Origin of the sequence: Pseudomonas sp. PvP100 (assembly GCF_017833055.1) — a bacterium.
Taxonomy (GTDB): Bacteria; Pseudomonadota; Gammaproteobacteria; order Pseudomonadales; family Pseudomonadaceae; genus Aquipseudomonas; species Aquipseudomonas syringae.
Map to the genome: position 1 here is coordinate 1077719 of NZ_JAFIBO010000001.1, position 16616 is coordinate 1094334.

General features: G+C 56.4%; 16 protein-coding genes. 11 read left to right on the forward strand and 5 right to left on the reverse strand.

The window, feature by feature from the left end; all coding sequences use genetic code 11:
* Positions 1–11 precede the first annotated feature (11 nt).
* Both umuD and umuC read left to right on the forward strand, forming a co-directional pair.
* A complete protein-coding gene (gene umuD, locus JOE39_RS04765; RefSeq protein ID WP_032661965.1) occupies positions 12–443 on the forward strand; it encodes a translesion error-prone DNA polymerase V autoproteolytic subunit in 432 nt (143 codons plus the stop codon).
* Complete coding sequence (gene umuC, locus JOE39_RS04770; protein ID WP_210077766.1) at positions 430–1710, forward strand: translesion error-prone DNA polymerase V subunit UmuC; 1281 nt, start codon at positions 430–432, stop codon at positions 1708–1710. Before umuD ends, umuC begins: the two co-directional genes overlap by 14 nt.
* Positions 1711–1746: 36 nt before the next feature.
* Here the strand turns inward: umuC and JOE39_RS04775 are convergent, their stop codons facing one another.
* The 3 genes from JOE39_RS04775 to JOE39_RS04785 form a co-directional block, all read right to left on the reverse strand.
* Entirely contained in the window at positions 1747–2118 is a 372-nt protein-coding gene (locus tag JOE39_RS04775) for a hypothetical protein (protein WP_210077764.1), read from the reverse strand.
* A 235-nt stretch (positions 2119–2353) separates the two neighbouring features.
* The gene (locus tag JOE39_RS04780) at positions 2354–2968 is read right to left on the reverse strand and encodes a hypothetical protein (RefSeq protein ID WP_210077762.1); all 615 of its coding nucleotides are present in this window, start codon (positions 2966–2968) and stop codon (positions 2354–2356) included.
* Positions 2969–3173: 205 nt separating this feature from the next.
* On the reverse strand, positions 3174–4121 hold the full coding sequence (locus JOE39_RS04785; protein ID WP_210077760.1) for a DUF2971 domain-containing protein: 948 nt from the start codon (positions 4119–4121) through the stop codon (positions 3174–3176).
* A gap of 877 nt (positions 4122–4998) precedes the next feature.
* Here JOE39_RS04785 and JOE39_RS04790 point away from each other — a divergent pair.
* The 7 genes from JOE39_RS04790 (at position 4999) to JOE39_RS04820 (ending at position 12649) form a co-directional block, all read left to right on the forward strand.
* Positions 4999–5277, forward strand: coding sequence for a hypothetical protein (locus JOE39_RS04790; protein WP_003319072.1), 279 nt, complete (start codon positions 4999–5001; stop codon positions 5275–5277).
* A 309-nt stretch (positions 5278–5586) separates the two neighbouring features.
* Positions 5587–6309, forward strand: coding sequence for a GntR family transcriptional regulator (locus tag JOE39_RS04795; protein WP_003423803.1), 723 nt, complete (start codon positions 5587–5589; stop codon positions 6307–6309).
* Positions 6306–7094: an SDR family oxidoreductase gene (locus JOE39_RS04800; protein WP_004410645.1), complete on the forward strand. Its 789-nt coding sequence runs from the start codon at positions 6306–6308 to the stop codon at positions 7092–7094. Before JOE39_RS04795 ends, JOE39_RS04800 begins: the two co-directional genes overlap by 4 nt.
* 90 nt (positions 7095–7184) lie before the next feature.
* Positions 7185–8117 (forward strand): 3-keto-5-aminohexanoate cleavage protein, encoded by a 933-nt coding sequence (locus JOE39_RS04805; protein WP_003432995.1) that lies wholly within the window; start codon positions 7185–7187, stop codon positions 8115–8117.
* A 47-nt stretch (positions 8118–8164) separates the two neighbouring features.
* Positions 8165–9043, forward strand: coding sequence for an SMP-30/gluconolactonase/LRE family protein (locus JOE39_RS04810; RefSeq protein WP_210077758.1), 879 nt, complete (start codon positions 8165–8167; stop codon positions 9041–9043).
* An 83-nt stretch (positions 9044–9126) separates the two neighbouring features.
* Positions 9127–10449 (forward strand): MFS transporter, encoded by a 1323-nt coding sequence (locus tag JOE39_RS04815; RefSeq protein WP_057445270.1) that lies wholly within the window; start codon positions 9127–9129, stop codon positions 10447–10449.
* A 577-nt stretch (positions 10450–11026) separates the two neighbouring features.
* Positions 11027–12649, forward strand: coding sequence for a methyl-accepting chemotaxis protein (locus JOE39_RS04820; RefSeq protein WP_096116731.1), 1623 nt, complete (start codon positions 11027–11029; stop codon positions 12647–12649).
* A gap of 195 nt (positions 12650–12844) precedes the next feature.
* On the opposite strand, the gene JOE39_RS04825 is transcribed toward JOE39_RS04820, so the two are convergent.
* Complete coding sequence (locus tag JOE39_RS04825) at positions 12845–13180, reverse strand: helix-turn-helix domain-containing protein (protein WP_003315550.1); 336 nt, start codon at positions 13178–13180, stop codon at positions 12845–12847.
* A gap of 59 nt (positions 13181–13239) precedes the next feature.
* Between JOE39_RS04825 and JOE39_RS04830 the strand changes: the two genes are divergently transcribed.
* Positions 13240–14331: an NADH:flavin oxidoreductase/NADH oxidase gene (locus JOE39_RS04830; protein WP_096116697.1), complete on the forward strand. Its 1092-nt coding sequence runs from the start codon at positions 13240–13242 to the stop codon at positions 14329–14331.
* A gap of 38 nt (positions 14332–14369) precedes the next feature.
* Here JOE39_RS04830 and JOE39_RS04835 read toward each other — a convergent pair whose 3' ends face one another.
* Positions 14370–15842: an efflux transporter outer membrane subunit gene (locus tag JOE39_RS04835; protein ID WP_096116698.1), complete on the reverse strand. Its 1473-nt coding sequence runs from the start codon at positions 15840–15842 to the stop codon at positions 14370–14372.
* Between the two features lie 87 nt (positions 15843–15929).
* Between JOE39_RS04835 and JOE39_RS04840 the strand changes: the two genes are divergently transcribed.
* On the forward strand, positions 15930–16544 hold the full coding sequence (locus tag JOE39_RS04840; protein ID WP_003396139.1) for a TetR/AcrR family transcriptional regulator: 615 nt from the start codon (positions 15930–15932) through the stop codon (positions 16542–16544).
* The last annotated feature ends 72 nt before the right edge of the window (positions 16545–16616 follow it).

Consider the following 16616-nt stretch of genomic DNA (forward strand, 5'->3'; position numbering starts at 1 on the left):
CGGCGAACATCATGAATGTCACTTACCTCGGCACCCTGGCAGAAGAGGGGGCGAAGCTCCCATGGTTCTCATCGTTGGTATCAGCAGGTTTCCCCTCGCCAGCAGCAGACCACATCGAGAAGCATATTTCGCTCGATGAGCTTTTCAGCATTCGGGCGCCGCATGTTTACCTGGTTACTGTCTTGGGTGAGAGCATGCAGGGGGCAGGCATCCATAGTGGTGATCTTGCGATCGTAGATCGAAGCCTTGAGGCCGAGCATGGTGATATCGTCGTTGCTGCGCTCAACGCCGAGGCCGTTTGCAAGCGGCTGCACATGCGTAATGAGGTCGTTATTCTTCAGTCAGAAAATCCGCATTTCGCACCTCGACACATCATGGAAGGCGATGAGCTGTCCATCCTGGGAGTAGTTCGTTACAGCGTGCGCGATCATGGCCGGTCATGAGAATGTCTTCGCGCTGATCGACTGCAACTGTTTTTATGCGAGCTGCGAGCGAGCTTTCCGTCCCGACCTGGCAAAGACTCCCATCGTAGTGCTCAGTAACAACGACGGATGTGTTATCGCCAGGAGCTATGACGCAAAACCGTTTGTGAAGATGGGCGCACCGTACTTTCAGATCAAGGACGTTTTGCGTCAGAACGGCGTGATTGCCTTCAGCAGCAATTACGCCCTGTATGGCGACATGAGTGAGCGGGTCATGACTATCATCGAGTCGATGGTGCCCGCCTCGGAGGTTTATAGCATCGATGAAGCGTTTGCCGATCTGACGGGCATACCGGGCGACATGACCGAATTTGGCCGGCGCATCCGGTCGAAAATCCTCAAATGCACCGGTATACCAGTTGGCGTTGGCATTGGGCCTACCAAGACGCTTGCCAAGCTGGCGAACCACACCGCGAAGAGACTGCTGGCCCAAACAGGTGGAGTCGTAGACATCTGCGACCTGCACAAGCGCAACTGGGTGCTGCGCAATACGTGTGTGTCAGAGGTGTGGGGAGTGGGAAAGAAGATGAAAGCGCATCTGGAGGCCATGAACATCCGAAGCGCAATGGATTTGGCCAATGCTGACGCGCGCACCCTACGCACCAAGTTCAGTGTCGTCATTGAAAAGACTGCGCGAGAGCTGGCCGGCACGTCGTGTTTGGAAATGAGCGAAGCTGATGCGCCCAAACAGGAAATCTGCAGCAGTCGAATGTTTGGGCAGCGCTTGACCACTATCGAGCCGATCAAGGAAGCGGTGGCCACCTACACGCAGCGCGCTGCTGAAAAACTGCGTGCCCAGAATTCACTGTGCAAGAAGATGCGCGTCAGTATCCGCACGGGTATGTTCAACCCGGATGAACCTAAATATGCGAATGGTGCGCTGGTCGAGCTGCCGTATCCCACCAATGACGTGCGCTTGCTGACGAAGGGTGCAACTGAGGCGGTCAACCGACTTTTCCGCCCAGGGTACAAGTACAGCAAGGCCGAAGTGCTACTGCTGGATCTTCGCCAACCTGGCGAGTTTACGGATGACCTGTTTGCGGAGTCGCAGCCAGCTGCGGTAGAAAAGGTGATGGGCGTGCTCGACGAAATCAATGCTCGCTGGGGGAGGGGGACATTGAGGGCCGGGAGCGTACCGTCCGATCCAGACTGGGCAATGCGCAGGGACATGATGAGCCAGAGCTACACGACTCGATTGGATCAACTGTGGGTAGTCAGGGCGAACTGACCGTGCGCCCCTTGCGGTGAAGGATGCAGCGCGTGCTCAAGTGCCGCTAACCCTGGGAACCTGAATCCGACAGTCCCCCCACATTACCGGATCGACATTGGCGTTCCTGAGCAAAAGGCGGTGTTGCTCTATGACCTGCTCTAAAGAGTTGCTCTGTTTCCAAGAGTCGCAAGCCTCGCGCAGCAGATCAGATATCCGGTTGTCCGCGTCTCTCAGCTTTATCCTGAGCTTGTCACGCTCAAGCGCCGCATCGTTGTGCATGTCGATGAGCTTCGTGACGTGCTTGCGATATCGGTCGACCTCGTCGCGCAGCAGTCTGTTTTCTTCCACCAACAGATGCGCGTGCTGTTTAAGCATCTGTTCCTCGGAGGGGCAAAACGGCCAGTCTTCGGCGTAGTCGATGTTCATGATGGATGATTCTCAAAATGCTGTATGTGTATACAGTAGTTGAGTGGTTCGGATTTGGGGAGTGGTGTTCGTCGGCAGGACGCCGGGGGATGGGATTTATGTCTAATACTTGGGCATGACAAATCGGTTTAATTGGGCGAAACCGGGCCAAAAAAAGCTGATGTGTTTTAGACAGTTTCTTGGCTTGAGCCTTTGTATGAAAGGCCTTTGACCGAGATTTTCCTATACTACTGCATCATTGCCAATTACTAAAATCCAGCAGTACAGATGGTAAGGGCTCGGAGGCTGCTAAATCTAAAAAATCTGCGGAGCGTCCCCACCAGTCATTGATGAGCATTATTGTTCCCGCAAATGTAAGGTGATAACCTTCGGGAACCTCTTGTCCTATGTTGGCAGGCGAGAACACAGCTACTCCGAGCAGCCCGAAGATAACCCGGTCGGACAGCTGAAGTTTACCTTTTTCAACGCTAAACCGAGTATGCCTGTCAGGCCCCGCGGCGTCGGGCCAAAGCTCAAACCCGTCGGGTAGTTCGCGGCCGTGTCCATGGCTGCACCTGTGCACTCCATATATAACGTCTGCGATGTCCGGCAGGCCACCGGTAGCTTTTGGGTGGTCGACTTTGACTGGCCAGCGAGTCGCCAGTAAGTCAATGCCTGGAAGCGCCATGGGGCCAAAAATCGCGTATTGCTCTCGCAAGAGTCCTGTAAACCTGGCGTTGGACCCTTTATTTGGAAATACCTTTGCTGCTGTACCGTCAACGGCATTACACGCATGGAGCATCGCGAACTCGAATTCGCCACGCTCCCACTCATCAATTGCTGCCCGAACTGATTTTCCTACGCTCGCCATTGAAACTCCTCGATACGGATGAGTCCGAATTCTTTCCCAAAACACTACCACAGTCATCTGATTTTATTGGAGTATTAAAGACGGCAAGCGGAAATATAAAAAGTGCATTTTTATTCGTGAATCTTAGATTGGAATAGGATGTATTTAATTTATCGGGGTATTCCAGTTAGTAATGTGTGTATCATTCGGCTCGTGCCGTAAGTTTTTATTTGTCTTTCCCTACTTTGTTAAACGTTTCTAAGTAATCTCCAAGTATCCCGGCACGATGGAGAATGTGAAAGGTATTTCGATGGGCGGCTTCGCGCTTGTCATTTTCTGAGATGCTGCACCATGAACATTTTGTGCTTTTTGATGGTTCTAGACAGTCTTCACACCGTTCTTCAGTCTGAACAATTTCATCCGGAGTGAATACGTAGGTGTTATTAGCGTCGTCGACAAAGAATGGAGTGGTGGTGCTTCTTCCGATTCGCTTTTCATAGAATTTGCAGCCGATTGTAGCGGCCGTTTCGCGAAGGTTGGCCTTCGTTGTACTAGTGGATTTTGCGCCTACAATGATAGCTTTTACGAGTTCTGACGGAAAATATAACAGGGATAGCGTAGGGCTTATTACCACTTCTGCCGCCTTGGATGTGACTAGTCTGCGCTCCTGTTCATAGGACCAGCATTGTTGCTTCGTAAAATACGCTGCACTGCTAATTGCGTTTCGCAACCACCCGATGTGCCTAAATTTGGAAATGTGGAACGCCTTATCTAATAATTCCTGCATGTAACTATGCGGTGTGTCTTGGTAGTCGATATCACCAAACGCTCCTTGCCAATTCATTTCTTCTTCAAGCCAGTTGCACAGGCCTACTTCGTCGATTTCAACAACAAATCCTTGAGAGTTTGCTGCGTAGTGCGCCCACATTGGCGTGCTTATAGGTGATTTAGAAAAGCAAGTTACGGGGTGCTCAATCACCATAGATATCATTTCGTTGTAATACGCCAGTATTTCAGGGCCTTGATCATAGTCTATGGTCAAGAAAAACTCGTAAGGGTCGTTATAATCCTTGAGGTATGAAAGCTTCAAACTGCATCTGCCATCCTTTTGAAGGAAGACGCTGGCAATTTCGGGGCCAAAGTATTTATAGACGTTGCCCGGCTTGCGTTCCATGCGGTTCTCCGATGCGGTGGGTAATCCTTCGTTACTGGCATCATGCCACTGAGATGTATTTGAGTAAATGTGAAGCTTGGACGGAGTCCGTAATAAGGCGAGTTCTGGTGTGACCTCCGGTAGGCTTGCCGCGACTTCCTTGAGAAAGGTCCGCCAATTCGGATTCCATTGCTCGACCCGACTTTGGCCCAAAATGCCGGCGGATACGGACTTCCCGTTGTTGCGTTGCGCTTCCCAGTAGCTTTCACGGAACCGGCGGACCGGAAGTAGGGAAATGTTACTGAGGGGATTGACCGAGGTTGGCAGAGCGCCGAGGTTTGCGCAAAACCCCCTCTGGAGCCCGCGTGTTTCCGTTTGCAAGATTCCAAGAAAGGCCGTATTTTGTAGGCACTAAGAAGGTCGGTTTTCTATGTAAATCAAATGGTTACTGTTTTATGGTCCCCAGCATGGGGTGCTAGGGGTCGAGTGTTCGAATCACTCCGTCCCGACCATATAATTCAATGACTTAGGCCAATGTTCGCAGCATTGGCCTTTTTCATGCGCGTGACTTTTGCGTGACTCGTTGGTTTTTCATGCCTGCCTCCTTTTCAAAAATGTCAGACCCGGCCCACGCGAGTCAATTGCTGACACCATGTTTGCAGCATCCATCAGATATCCAGTATCCGAGCTTGGTCCCGTTCGAAAACCATTTCATGGAACGATTAGGCGGTGCTGTCAGGCCCAGTCAATCACATTTCCCTGCTGATCTGACGCTCCCACTTTTCACACATTGGCATGACGTTGCCCCGCCGCTGAGACTCAGTTTGAGAAGGGTATTGGAGCTTCGCGATTCGGTTCAGCTACTATCGCGCAGATCAATTTATGCATGGATGCACTGATGCTCAATGATTCCGATACCGTGGGAAGTGCTTTCAAGCGTGCCTTTTACCGGGTCGATGGTATAACCATGTATGCGTGTTGGGCGATATGGGTGGGGGTGCTGATTTGGGACCTGCTTGGTTCGGAAGGCTCGGGGATCCACACGGTTGTCCTGATTCTGATAGGCCTTTTAAATCCTTTCCTGTTTCTGCTGCTTGGCCTTTGGCGTTTACCCGGTCTGCTGACGGCGTTGATTATCATCGGCATCAATATCAAGTTTTTATTCGCTTGGCTTTGAACCTTACGACCTATGTAAAACGCGGTATTGAGGGCTGAAACCTTCTCGCGCTGCTTGCTTGCACATAAAAGGCCTGTCGCTTTTTATAACAGGCACAGCCCCGTGCCAGCGTCCTAATCCAGCCACTCGGAATAGCCAATAGCTGTTACCTAAAAGCCGTGGCGACGTTCCCCTGCACCAACGCTTTGCGCGTGTGCCTGCGACGCGAGCTCCGACTAAGGTGCTCACCACCTCCAAAAAAACAATTTGACATATGTTATTTGTGATCACATATTTGCTCTATAAGAACGCCAATATGAGTCACTCCCCATGACAGATCGTCCCATCCTCCTGCCCGCCATGCGGCAGGTCTCTCGCGATACCCTCCAGGACCAAGTCTACCGGCAGATCCGTGAAGCGTTGATGAGCGGGCGCTTTCAGCCGGGTCAGAAGCTGACGATCCGTGGTCTTGCCGAGGCGCTGGGTTCCAGTCCGATGCCAGTTCGCGAAGCCTTGAATCGCCTCAGCGCCGAGAACGCCTTCGAAGTCACCGAAACCGCCCGGTTGCGCGTGCCCATGATGACCCCGGAGCGGCTGCGCGAGATTCGCGATGCGCGGGTTGCGCTGGAAGGTCTGTTGGCCGAGAAAGCCGTGGTTCTGATCAACGACGCCGATCTTGCCGACATCAGCCAGCTCTGCGGGCAGATGCAGAAGGCTGCCGACAACGTTGATGTCGCGCTCTATCTGTGGACCAACTTTGCCTTTCACCGACGTATTTATGCGGTGGCCAAGGCCGAGCTGATCGTTGCGGCAGTGGAGAATTTCTGGCTGCACATCGGTCCGTGTTTCGCGCTGGTTGCGCCTGACAGGGCGCATCTCCAGCGTTCGATGGAAGCACACAACCGTATCGTCGAGGCATTGGCGGCGCGTGATGGGGCGGCGGCTCGTGCAGCTGTCACCGACGACATCATGCAGGCTGCCGACTCTCTGACGCGCCTGATCGCAAACAGCGACCGCTCCAGGTCGCGTGTCTCGGGAGTGAAAAAAGCATGAGTGTTCTCAATCGGCTGGTTCCCTATGCAGGGCTGCGTGTCCTGATTTCCGGCGGTGCGGCCGGGATCGGTGAGGTATTGGCGGCGGCCTACCTGGAAGCGGGGGCAAAGGTACACGTGTGCGATGTCAGCGAGGCGGCCATCGCGGCATTCCTCGATCGCCATCCAGGCAGCGTCGCCACCCACGCAGACGTCGCTGATCCGGCGCAGATCGAAGCGGTATTCAGGGTGCAGCGAGCACGCTTCGATGGTCTTGATGTGCTGATCAACAACGCCGGGATCGCCGGGCCGACGGCGGGCATCGATGCAATCAGCGAAGAAGAGTGGCAGCGCACCATCGACATCAATCTCACCGGGCAGTACCGCTTCGCTCATCACGCGGTGCCGTTGCTCAAGGCCTCGCCCAACGCTCACCTGATCCATATCGCCTCGGTCGCCGGTCGCCTGGGCTATGCCTGGCGCACTCCGTATGCCGCGACCAAATGGGCGATTGTCGGGCTGATGAAGTCGCTGGCGTCCGAGTTGGGGGAAAGTGATATCCGCGTCAATGCCTTGCTGCCGGGTATCGTCGAAGGTCCACGCATGGACGGAGTGATTCGGGCCCGTGCGCAACAGATGAACGTGCCGGAGGAGGCGATGCGCGAGGAGTACCTGAAAAAGATCTCGCTCAAGCGCATGGTCACCGCCGAGGACGTTGCGGCGATGGCGCTCTTTCTGTGTTCGCCCGCCGCCCGCAACGTCACGGGGCAGGCCATCAGTGTGGATGGCAACGTCGAATACCTTTAAGGATTCGGCCCGATAGCAACGATGACCGGACGTCGTCCGAGTCATGTTCCACATCAGACTTCTCGCCAACAACAAGAATGGAGAATGCTCATGCCCAAAAAACGTCCGGTCATCATTACCTGCGCCGTCACGGGAGCAATCCACACGCCGTCGATGTCGCCTCATTTGCCGATCACGCCGCAGGAAATCGCCGATGCAGCCATCGGTGCCGCCGAGGCCGGGGCCTCGATCGTTCATTTGCACGCCCGCGACCCACATGACGGAAGGCCCAGTCAGGATGTCGATCTGTTTCGGCAGTTCCTGCCGCAGATCAAGGCCAAGAGCGACGTGGTGATCAATATCACCACCGGTGGCGCGCCGACCATGGGCGTGGAAGAGCGCCTGCAGCCGGTGGCGCAGCTCAAGCCGGAACTCGCCTCGTTGAACATGGGGTCAATGAACTTCGGGCTGTACGAAATGCTGGATCGCTACAGCGAATTCAAGCACGACTGGGAGCGTCCCTATCTGGCCGACAGCGACGACCGGATTTTCCGCAACACCTTCCGCGACATTGCGCACATCCTGAATACCTGTGCCGAGAACCGTACACGCTTTGAGATTGAATGCTACGACATCGGCCATCTGTATACCGCAGCACACTTCCTGCAGCGTGGGTTGCTCAAAGCGCCGATCTTCATCCAGTCTGTATTCGGTTTGCGCGGCGGTATCGGCGGGCATCCTGAAGACCTGGCGCACATGCGCCGCACGGCTGATCGTCTGTTTGGCGATGCCTATCAGTGGTCGATCCTGGGGGCCGGCCGCAATCAGATTCCGCTGGGCACCATGGGCCTGTCGATGGGCAGTCATGTGCGGGTCGGTCTGGAGGATTCGCTGTGGGACGGACCGGGCAAGCTGGCGGCGTCCAATGCCGATCAGGTCAAGCGTATCCGCACGGTGATCGAAGCGCTGGGCGGGCAGGTGGCAACGCCTGACCAAGCCCGTGAAATGCTCGATCTGAAGGGGCAGGACAAGGTTAATTTCTAGTCGCCGCAAAATGTGTCATCTCAATAACAACAAGACAGAGGTGAAAAATGCGTATCGAAATCGTTGTCGACGTAAAGACCACGCTGGGCGAAGGCCCGGGCTGGGATGTCGAGCAACAGCGCCTGTACTGGATCGACAGCTTCGACGGCCGCGTCCTGCGCTGCACGGACGACGGGCGTGAACTGCGCGCCTGGGATGTCGGCCAGAAAATCGGCTCCATGGCCTTGCGCAAGCACGGCGATGCGGCGCTCGTCGCGTTGCAGACCGGCATCTATAACCTCGATCTGCCGAGCGGCGATCTCGAGCTGATCGTCGACCCTGAACCCGGGTTGCCGAACAATCGGCTCAATGATGGCAAGGTCGATCGGCAGGGCCGGTTCATCGTGGGCTCGATGGACACGCAGGAGGATCAGGCCAGCGCAAAGCTGTATCGCCTCGACCCGGACCTGAGCCTGCACACCCTGGATGAGGGCATCATCGTGTCCAACGGCCCTTGCTGGAGTCCGGGCGGGGAAACTTTTTATTTCGCCGACACCTGGTCCGGGGAGATCTGGACCTACGATTACGACAACGCCAGCGGCGCAGTCGCCAACAGACGCACCTTTACCAAGGTCGACACCTCGGCAGGGGGCGCGGCGGATGGCTGCACCGTGGATGCCGAGGGCTGTCTGTGGCAAGCGCTGGTGTATGCCGGAAAGCTGGTGCGTTACACCCCTGACGGGCAGGTGGATCGCATCATCGACATGCCGGTGAAAAAAGTGACCAGTCTGACCTTCGGCGGCCCGAATCTGGACACACTGTTTGTCGCCTCCATGGCCAAGCCGCCTTTGCCGCGCTTTCCGCAAGATGGCCAGCAGCGCGGTGCCCTGTTCGCCATCACCGGGCTGGGTGTGAAAGGCATCGCCGAGCGGCGCTTTGCCAGTTAACCCGCCGACAGACCGAACCTGAACGTTAAGGACGACTGGACCCTTTCTCGCTGGGGCGTGTGCAGCACGCCTGGAGATTTCCCATGCCAAATAACAAGAACGCATCGCTGGGCAAGATTCATCGTTTTTCGTGGGTGTCATTGCTGGTCTGCTGGATGATCTGGATTTTGAACGCTTACGATCGCGAGATCGTCTTGCGCCTGGGTCCGACGATTTCCAAGCATTTCGACCTGTCTGCGGACCAGTGGGGGACGGTGGCGACGGTGGTCATGCTGGCGCTGGCCGTTCTCGATATTCCCGGCTCCATCTGGAGCGATCGCTACGGCGGAGGGTGGAAGCGGGCGCGCTTTCAGGTGCCGTTGGTACTGGGTTACACCGCGCTGTCGTTTCTGTCGGGCTTCAAGGCATTGAGTGGCAGCCTGGCCAGTTTCATCGCCTTGCGCGTCGGGGTGAATCTGGGCGCTGGCTGGGGCGAGCCTGTTGGTGTCAGCAACACTGCCGAGTGGTGGCCAGTAGAACGTCGCGGTTTTGCCCTGGGCGCGCACCATACCGGTTACCCCATCGGCGCGATGCTCAGCGGCATCGTCGCCAGTTTCGTGATCAGCACCTACGGTGAGGAAAACTGGCGTTATGTGTTCTTCTTCGCCTTCGTGGTAGCACTGCCATTGATGATCTTCTGGGCACGTTATTCGACTGCCGAGCGCATCACCCAACTGTACGTGGACATCGCTGCCAAAGGCATGACCCCGCCGGACAGCACGCCGTCGACCAATGTAAAAGGCCAGGTCTGGAAATCGGTGAAGGCGACGCTGAGCAACCGCAATATCGCCCTGACTGCCGGTAACACCCTGCTTACGCAAGTGGTGTACATGGGCGTCAACATTGTCCTGCCGGCCTACCTGTACAACATCCTCAACCTGTCGCTGGCCGAATCGGCGGGAATGAGCGTGGTGTTCACCCTGACCGGCATCCTCGGGCAATTGATCTGGCCGTCGCTGTCGGACATCATCGGTCGGCGCATCACCTTGATCATTTGTGGCATATGGATGGCGGTCAGTGTCGGGGCCTTTTACTTCGCCAACACCATCCTGATCGTCATCGCCGTGCAGTTGCTTTTCGGTCTGGTGGCCAATGCCGTCTGGCCCATCTACTACGCGGTCGCTTCCGACTCGGCGCAACCTTCGGCGACCTCCACAGCCAACGGGATCATCACCACAGCGATGTTCATCGGCGGCGGTATTGCCCCGGTGCTGATGGGAACGCTGATTTCCGTGGGCGGTGGCTGGACCAGCCTCAGCGGTTATACCGTGTGTTTTTTCGTGATGGCCGGTTGCGCGTTGGGCGGGGCGTTTCTGCAACTGTTTTCTCACCGTCCAGAGTTGCTGACGGTGCAGCGGAGCCTGTGAGGGTGGACAGGGATGCCGCCTGGCTTTGATCTGACATGGCAATAAGTGACTAGTAAGGACGCTGGATATCTGACTAATGCGTCAGTCTGCGGGGACAGGAAATATAGCGCCATCGCTCAAAGTCCGTCCCCGCTTCAATCAGAAAGTGCCACTTTCAAGAATGGCAGCATTCGCTTGCCGGGCCCTCCAGCCAATTGAAGAGGGGAGAATAAAGTATTACTTTTCCGACCATTACTTGCTGTTAGCGACATTTAGGCTGTCGCAATCAGGACGTACCTTGACTGCTGTGAGCAAAAAATTGACGTCATAAATTCTCAGGCGTCAAGTTTTTCTGGCGCTACAGTCAATCAGATGCCAAGTGTAATAAAAATTTTTTATCCTTGAATATCATTGCTTTAGAGGAGAATAGAGCTTTTATTCAGGCCTGGTGAAGTTGCAGCCCCTAAAGTTACTGAGCTGGCGGACGACATGAGTAATATCTCAATGACATCAATCATAAAAGTTGGTTCAGCCCATTTTTACGATTGATAGTGCCCATCATGCAAGCCACGGAACGGCTATGTTCAGGATCGACATCATGTTCAGCAAACTCAGCATCTCGCAAAAGCTGTACTTCAGCTTTGCCGCGATCATCCTATTTATCGCCGTCCTGGTCGCGAGTGCTTACAGAGGCTTTGAGCAGGTCGAAGAGGCCACCAACAGCAATGTGCATACCTATCAGGTGCTGAGTGAAGCGCAACTTGCTCTTGAACAGCTGATCAATATCGAAACCGGGATGCGCGGCTTTGTCATCGCCTCGAAGGATGCCTTCCTGGAACCACTGGTGGCGGGGGAGAGGCGTTTCACCGAAGAACTCGATTCGCTCAAGCGCCTGACAGCCGACAATGCGGAACAGCAGCGCCGCCTGGCTGCATTGGGTGAGATGCAGAAGCGCTGGCTCGACGAAGACATCAATCCGATCATCGCTCTGCGCCGTGATCTGACTGCACGCGGTGCAGCTGATGATCAACTGGATGCACGCATCAGCTCGGGGGCCGACAAAGCCAAGATGGACAGCATGCGTGCTCTGCTCTCTGAACTCAGCGGTACCGAGCAGAAGTTGCTGGTTCAGCGCAGCCAGGACATGACGGACGCCAAGCATTTGGCGATCCTGATCCTGATGTGCGGCGGCCTGGCCGCGGCTGTTCTCGCGATGATCCTTGCCGCTGTATTGGGGCGCAGCACCACGGCGCGCCTGCAACTGGCCATTGATGCCGCAACGGCAATTGCCAATGGCAAGCTGGACACTGTGATCGACACCAGCAGCCACGACGAGCTGCCGAAAGCCTTTGATCGTATGCAGAATCGCCTGCGCGAGATGATTCAACAGATCAGCCAGGCCGCCAATCAACTGGTCGTCGCCGTGCAACAGATTTCCGGTGCCTCCGAGCAACTGTCCGGTGCTATCCAGGAACAGTCGACGTCCGCCTCGGCGATGGCGGCCACAATCGAAGAACTGACCGTCAGCATCCATCACGTCTCCGAAAACGCCGACGAGGCGCACGAACTCGCCAGCCGTTCAGGGCAGCAGTCGAAAGATGGTGCGCAGGTCATCGAAAACACCTTGTCCAGCATGAATGGCATCGCCCGGACCGTGCAGCTTTCCTCCACTCAGGTCGCAGGTCTGGGTCAGCACTCCGAGCACATTTCATCGATCGTCAGCGTGATTCAGGGCATTGCCGACCAGACCAACCTGCTGGCCCTCAACGCTGCCATCGAGGCTGCTCGGGCCGGTGAGCAAGGCCGTGGCTTCGCAGTGGTTGCCGACGAAGTACGCCTGCTGGCGCAGAACACCGGCAAGTCCACCAAGGAAATCGCCGGGATGATCGAGAAAATTCAGGCGGGCGTGCGGGAAACCGTCGAGAGCATGCGCAGCGGCGTTCAGGAAGTGAACGAAGGTGTTGCAATGGCTGGCACCGCCGGTCAAGCGATCATCGAGATTCGCGACAGTTCGGGCAAGGTTCTGCAGGTGGTCGACCAGATATCCTTCGCGCTGCGTGAGCAAACCGCAGCCAGCCAGGATGTCGCACGTAACGTCGAGCGCTCCGCGCAGATGGCTGAACAGAACAACATGTCGGTTCAGGAACTGCTCAAGACCAGCGGCGGCCTGAAGACCCTTGCCACCAGCCTGCAGACGGAAGTGGGCAAGTTTCGGCTTTAAGGTCTGAAAGCGCATCAGCAGCAGGGTCACCCTGCTGAAAAAACCGGTATTAGTCGAAGCGCTAATGCCGGTTTTTTTGCATATTAAAAAAATGCGCCTAACCTTTGGTGCCTCGATGACGATCCCGAGCAGCGCATCGAAATTCATGCAATGAAATGGCAGCGCAGGCTGTCTCAGGACTGATGCCTTGTTACGTCAGTGCTGAGCCAGAATACTGTCCAGCAAACCCGGGAAACGGCTCTCGAGCATCTGTTTACGTAGCGAATTCATGTGCGTGGTGCCCACGTTGCGCGTCTGTACAAGCCCCGCGTCGCGCAGCACGCGGAAGTGATGGGACATGCTGGATTTCGGGCGTCCGCCGTCCAGTTCGCCGCAGGTGGCCTCTGCAACGCCGGCCAGGCAGCGCACGATTCCCATGCGAACGGGATCACTCAAGGCATAGAGTAAGCGTTCGAGGGTGAGGTCTTCAGGATCGGGGTGTTGGAAGGTTCGCATGCCGGGGATGATATCAAGGCTTTCGTTTATTGCCATAGTTCGATTACCATCGAACAACTGAAATCAAAAGTCATCTGGCCTACGGGAGCTTTCCAATGTCTGCATTGTTCGAACCCTTCAAACTGAAAGACGTCACGCTGCGCAATCGAATCGCCATTCCTCCGATGTGCCAGTACTCGGCAACCGAAGGTGTTATCAACGACTGGCACCAGGTGCATCTGGCCAGTATGGCGCGCGGTGGTGCGGGTCTGTTGGTGGTCGAAGCTACCGCCGTTGCGCCGGAAGGGCGTATTACCCCAGGTTGCACCGGTATCTGGAACGACGAGCAGGCGCAGGCATTCGTGCCTGTCGTCAAAGCCATCAAGGCCGCAGGATGCGTGCCGGGTATTCAGATTGCCCACGCCGGTCGCAAGGCCAGCGCCAATCGCCCATGGGAAGGTGATGACCATATCGCAGCGTCCGATTCGCGCGGCTGGGACACCATCGCTCCGTCCGCCATCGCGTTCGGTGCCAATCTGCCGAAAGTCCCGCGCGCCATGACCCTGGAAGACATCGCTCGTGTTCGCCAGAACTTCGTCGATGCTGCCCGTCGCGCCCGCGATGCCGGCTTTGAATGGATCGAGTTGCATTTTGCCCACGGCTACCTGGGGCAGAGCTTCTTCTCCGAGCACTCCAACCAGCGCACCGATGAGTACGGCGGCAGCTTCGATAACCGTAGCCGTTTCCTGCTGGAAACCCTGGCTGCAGTGCGTGAAGTCTGGCCTGAGAACCTTCCGCTCACCGCACGTTTTGGCGTGATCGAATACGACGGTCGCGACGAGCAGACTCTGGCAGAATCGATCGAACTGGCGCGCCGCTTCAAGGCTGGCGGGCTGGATCTGTTGAGCGTCAGCGTCGGTTTCAGCACCCCGGACGCCAACATTCCGTGGGGGCCTGCGTTCATGGGGCCTGTTGCCGAGCGTGTGCGCCGTGAAGCGGATATTCCCGTGACCAGCGCCTGGGGTTTTGGCGAGCCGAAGCTGGCTGAAGAGGCGCTCAAGTCAGGCCAGCTCGATCTGGTCTCGATTGGTCGTGCACATCTGGCCGACCCTCATTGGGCCTACTTCGCAGCGAAAGAACTGGGCGTTGAAAAATCGGCCTGGACCTTGCCTGCGCCTTACGCTCACTGGCTTGAACGTTATCGCTGAGCACGCCTGACCTGAAGATATGCATGCGTTGGTGGCACCTACAGCGTATGCACCTTATCTTCTGCTGAAGTGGTGGTAGGCGTTTGCCAACCACCACCCAGCGCTTTGAATACGGCGACCGCCGCCTGCGCGGATTCGACGTGTGCCTGCGCCTTGGCGTCAGCGACCTGCAGCATTTTCTCGTCGGCGCGCAGAACCTCGATCAAACTGGCAGCACCTTTGCTGTAGCTTGCGAATGAGGATTGCCGGGCAGAAGCAAGCGCAGTTTCGCTTTTACCCAGCATTGCAGCTTGAGTTTCGCGGCTGGCCAACGAAGAAAAAGCATTTTCAACGTCCTCAGTGGCGCGCAAAACTGACTGTCGATAAGCCGCCAGAGCTTCTGCCTCTTGTCCCTTGGCTTGACTGATCCGGGCGTTCACCCGGCCGAAATCAAAAAGCCTCCAGCGAAGCCCCAAAATACCTGCTGACTGACTGGCACCGCCGGTAAACAGATTGCCGCTCGACACGGCTGTGGCGCTGCCCAGCAATGCGCTGAGTGAGAGTTTGGGGTAATACTCGCTGATCGCCATGCCGATACGCGCGTTCGAAGCGGCGAGGCGCCGCTCGGCCACGATCAGATCAGGTCTGCGACGGAGGAGATCGGCTGGCGTTCCTGTCGATGTCAGCGCGGGTGCGTGTGGGATTCGACCTGTTTCAGCCAGAGAGCCCCGATGAGTGCCAGGCGGTACGCCCAGCATCACGTCAAGCGCGTTCATTGCAGCGTCGAGACCTGTTTGCAGAATCGGCACTGTTGCCTGCACCTGTAAAAGCTCAGCTTCGATCTGACGGACTTCATAGTCAGGGGACAGACCACGCTCATGAAGGAGCTGGACTTTTTCCAGCAGGTCTTGCCGGGTTTTAACCTGTCGGTTTGTGATCGCCAGCCTGGCTTGCAGACCACGGATGGTGATGTAGGTATCGGCGGTCCGCGCTGCCACAGCGAGCCTCGCAGCCGCAACACCTGCCTGCGAAGCCTGGTATTCAGCCAGTGCAGCCTGTCGGCTGCGTCTCAAACCGCCAAAAACATCCAGCTCCCAGCTTGCGGTCAGATTGGCTTCATAGGAATTGCCATAACGATCGTAGCCAGGTGCCGAGTTCAGCACCTGGCCGAGCGGAGTTTCTACCGATTGATGAGCCCGCGCCGTCTGTGCATCAATGTTGCCCGACGGGAGCAGGGCGGCGGTTGCCGCATCTGCTCCGGCGCGTGCCTGAGCCAGTTGCGCGCTGGCTTGAGCGAGATCGAGGTTCTGCGCCAGTGCGCGTGACACGAAGCTGCTCAGTAACGGATCATCAAAACCGTCCCACCAGGCGGAACTGACAAGCGGATGCGCGGTAATATTCGCAGCGCCACGTGGTTGAGTCAGATAGCGGTCAGGCAGGGGCGCATCCGGGCGCTGGTAATCCGGACCCACGGCGCAGCCCGACAGCAGGCCGGTGCTCATGACCAGTACATAAGTACAAAGCGTGCGCATGGAAATTCCTTGAGATGATCAGGTTGTGACTATATTACGATCCGGTCACTTGTTGTCAATGAGTGTTCACATAGCTAAGCTGGAAACATGACTAATCAAATCAAGACATCCCCAACGCGTGGTCCCTCCGACCACAGCGTTCGCGATCAGGTTGTCGAAGCGGCAACACAGCATTTCGGCCACTACGGCTATGAGAAAACCACGGTCTCCGATCTGGCCAAGGCCATCGGTTTTTCCAAGGCCTACATCTACAAGTTCTTCGACTCCAAGCAAGCCATCGGCGAAGTGATCTGCTCGAACCGGCTGGCGATGATCATGGCGCTGGTGAACTCGGCCATCAGCGACGCGCCAACGGCCTCCGAGAGGCTGCGCCGCCTGTTCCGCTCGCTTGTGGAGGCCGGTAGCGACCTGTTTTTTCACGACCGGAAGCTGTATGACATAGCCGCTGTCGCAGGCCGCGATCAGTGGCCTTCTGCTGCCGCGCACGACGAGCGTATTCGCCAGCTCATCCAGCAAATCGTTCTTGAAGGCAGGGAGTCGGGAGAGTTCGAACGCAAGACACCTCTGGACGAGGCCGTTCAGGCCATTCACCTGGTCATGCGTCCGTACATCAACCCGGTGCAATTGCAATACAACCTCGACATCGTGTCGACGGCTCCGGTCCATCTGTCGGCGCTGATACTGCGAAGTCTGGCACCCTGAAATTGTGACCATTGACTAATTTGGTCACTTTACGGAGAATCGTTTCCCTGCTCACTTGATTTCAAGTAGGGA

Excerpts from the sequence above, each read along its gene's own strand:
- JOE39_RS04810 (WP_210077758.1), top strand. The coding sequence starts at position 8,165 with ATGCGTATCGAAATCGTTGTCGACGTAAAGACCACGCTGGGCGAAGGC.
- umuC (WP_210077766.1), top strand. The coding sequence starts at position 430 with ATGGCCGGTCATGAGAATGTCTTCGCGCTGATCGACTGCAACTGTTTT.
- JOE39_RS04830 (WP_096116697.1), top strand. The coding sequence starts at position 13,240 with ATGTCTGCATTGTTCGAACCCTTCAAACTGAAAGACGTCACGCTGCGC.
- JOE39_RS04825 (WP_003315550.1), bottom strand. The coding sequence starts at position 13,180 with ATGGCAATAAACGAAAGCCTTGATATCATCCCCGGCATGCGAACCTTC.
- JOE39_RS04775 (WP_210077764.1), bottom strand. The coding sequence starts at position 2,118 with ATGAACATCGACTACGCCGAAGACTGGCCGTTTTGCCCCTCCGAGGAA.
- JOE39_RS04795 (WP_003423803.1), top strand. The coding sequence starts at position 5,587 with ATGACAGATCGTCCCATCCTCCTGCCCGCCATGCGGCAGGTCTCTCGC.
- JOE39_RS04780 (WP_210077762.1), bottom strand. The coding sequence starts at position 2,968 with ATGGCGAGCGTAGGAAAATCAGTTCGGGCAGCAATTGATGAGTGGGAG.
- JOE39_RS04820 (WP_096116731.1), top strand. The coding sequence starts at position 11,027 with ATGTTCAGCAAACTCAGCATCTCGCAAAAGCTGTACTTCAGCTTTGCC.
- JOE39_RS04840 (WP_003396139.1), top strand. The coding sequence starts at position 15,930 with ATGACTAATCAAATCAAGACATCCCCAACGCGTGGTCCCTCCGACCAC.
- JOE39_RS04835 (WP_096116698.1), bottom strand. The coding sequence starts at position 15,842 with ATGCGCACGCTTTGTACTTATGTACTGGTCATGAGCACCGGCCTGCTG.
- JOE39_RS04805 (WP_003432995.1), top strand. The coding sequence starts at position 7,185 with ATGCCCAAAAAACGTCCGGTCATCATTACCTGCGCCGTCACGGGAGCA.
- JOE39_RS04790 (WP_003319072.1), top strand. The coding sequence starts at position 4,999 with ATGCTCAATGATTCCGATACCGTGGGAAGTGCTTTCAAGCGTGCCTTT.
- umuD (WP_032661965.1), top strand. The coding sequence starts at position 12 with ATGAATGTCACTTACCTCGGCACCCTGGCAGAAGAGGGGGCGAAGCTC.
- JOE39_RS04800 (WP_004410645.1), top strand. The coding sequence starts at position 6,306 with ATGAGTGTTCTCAATCGGCTGGTTCCCTATGCAGGGCTGCGTGTCCTG.
- JOE39_RS04815 (WP_057445270.1), top strand. The coding sequence starts at position 9,127 with ATGCCAAATAACAAGAACGCATCGCTGGGCAAGATTCATCGTTTTTCG.
- JOE39_RS04785 (WP_210077760.1), bottom strand. The coding sequence starts at position 4,121 with ATGGAACGCAAGCCGGGCAACGTCTATAAATACTTTGGCCCCGAAATT.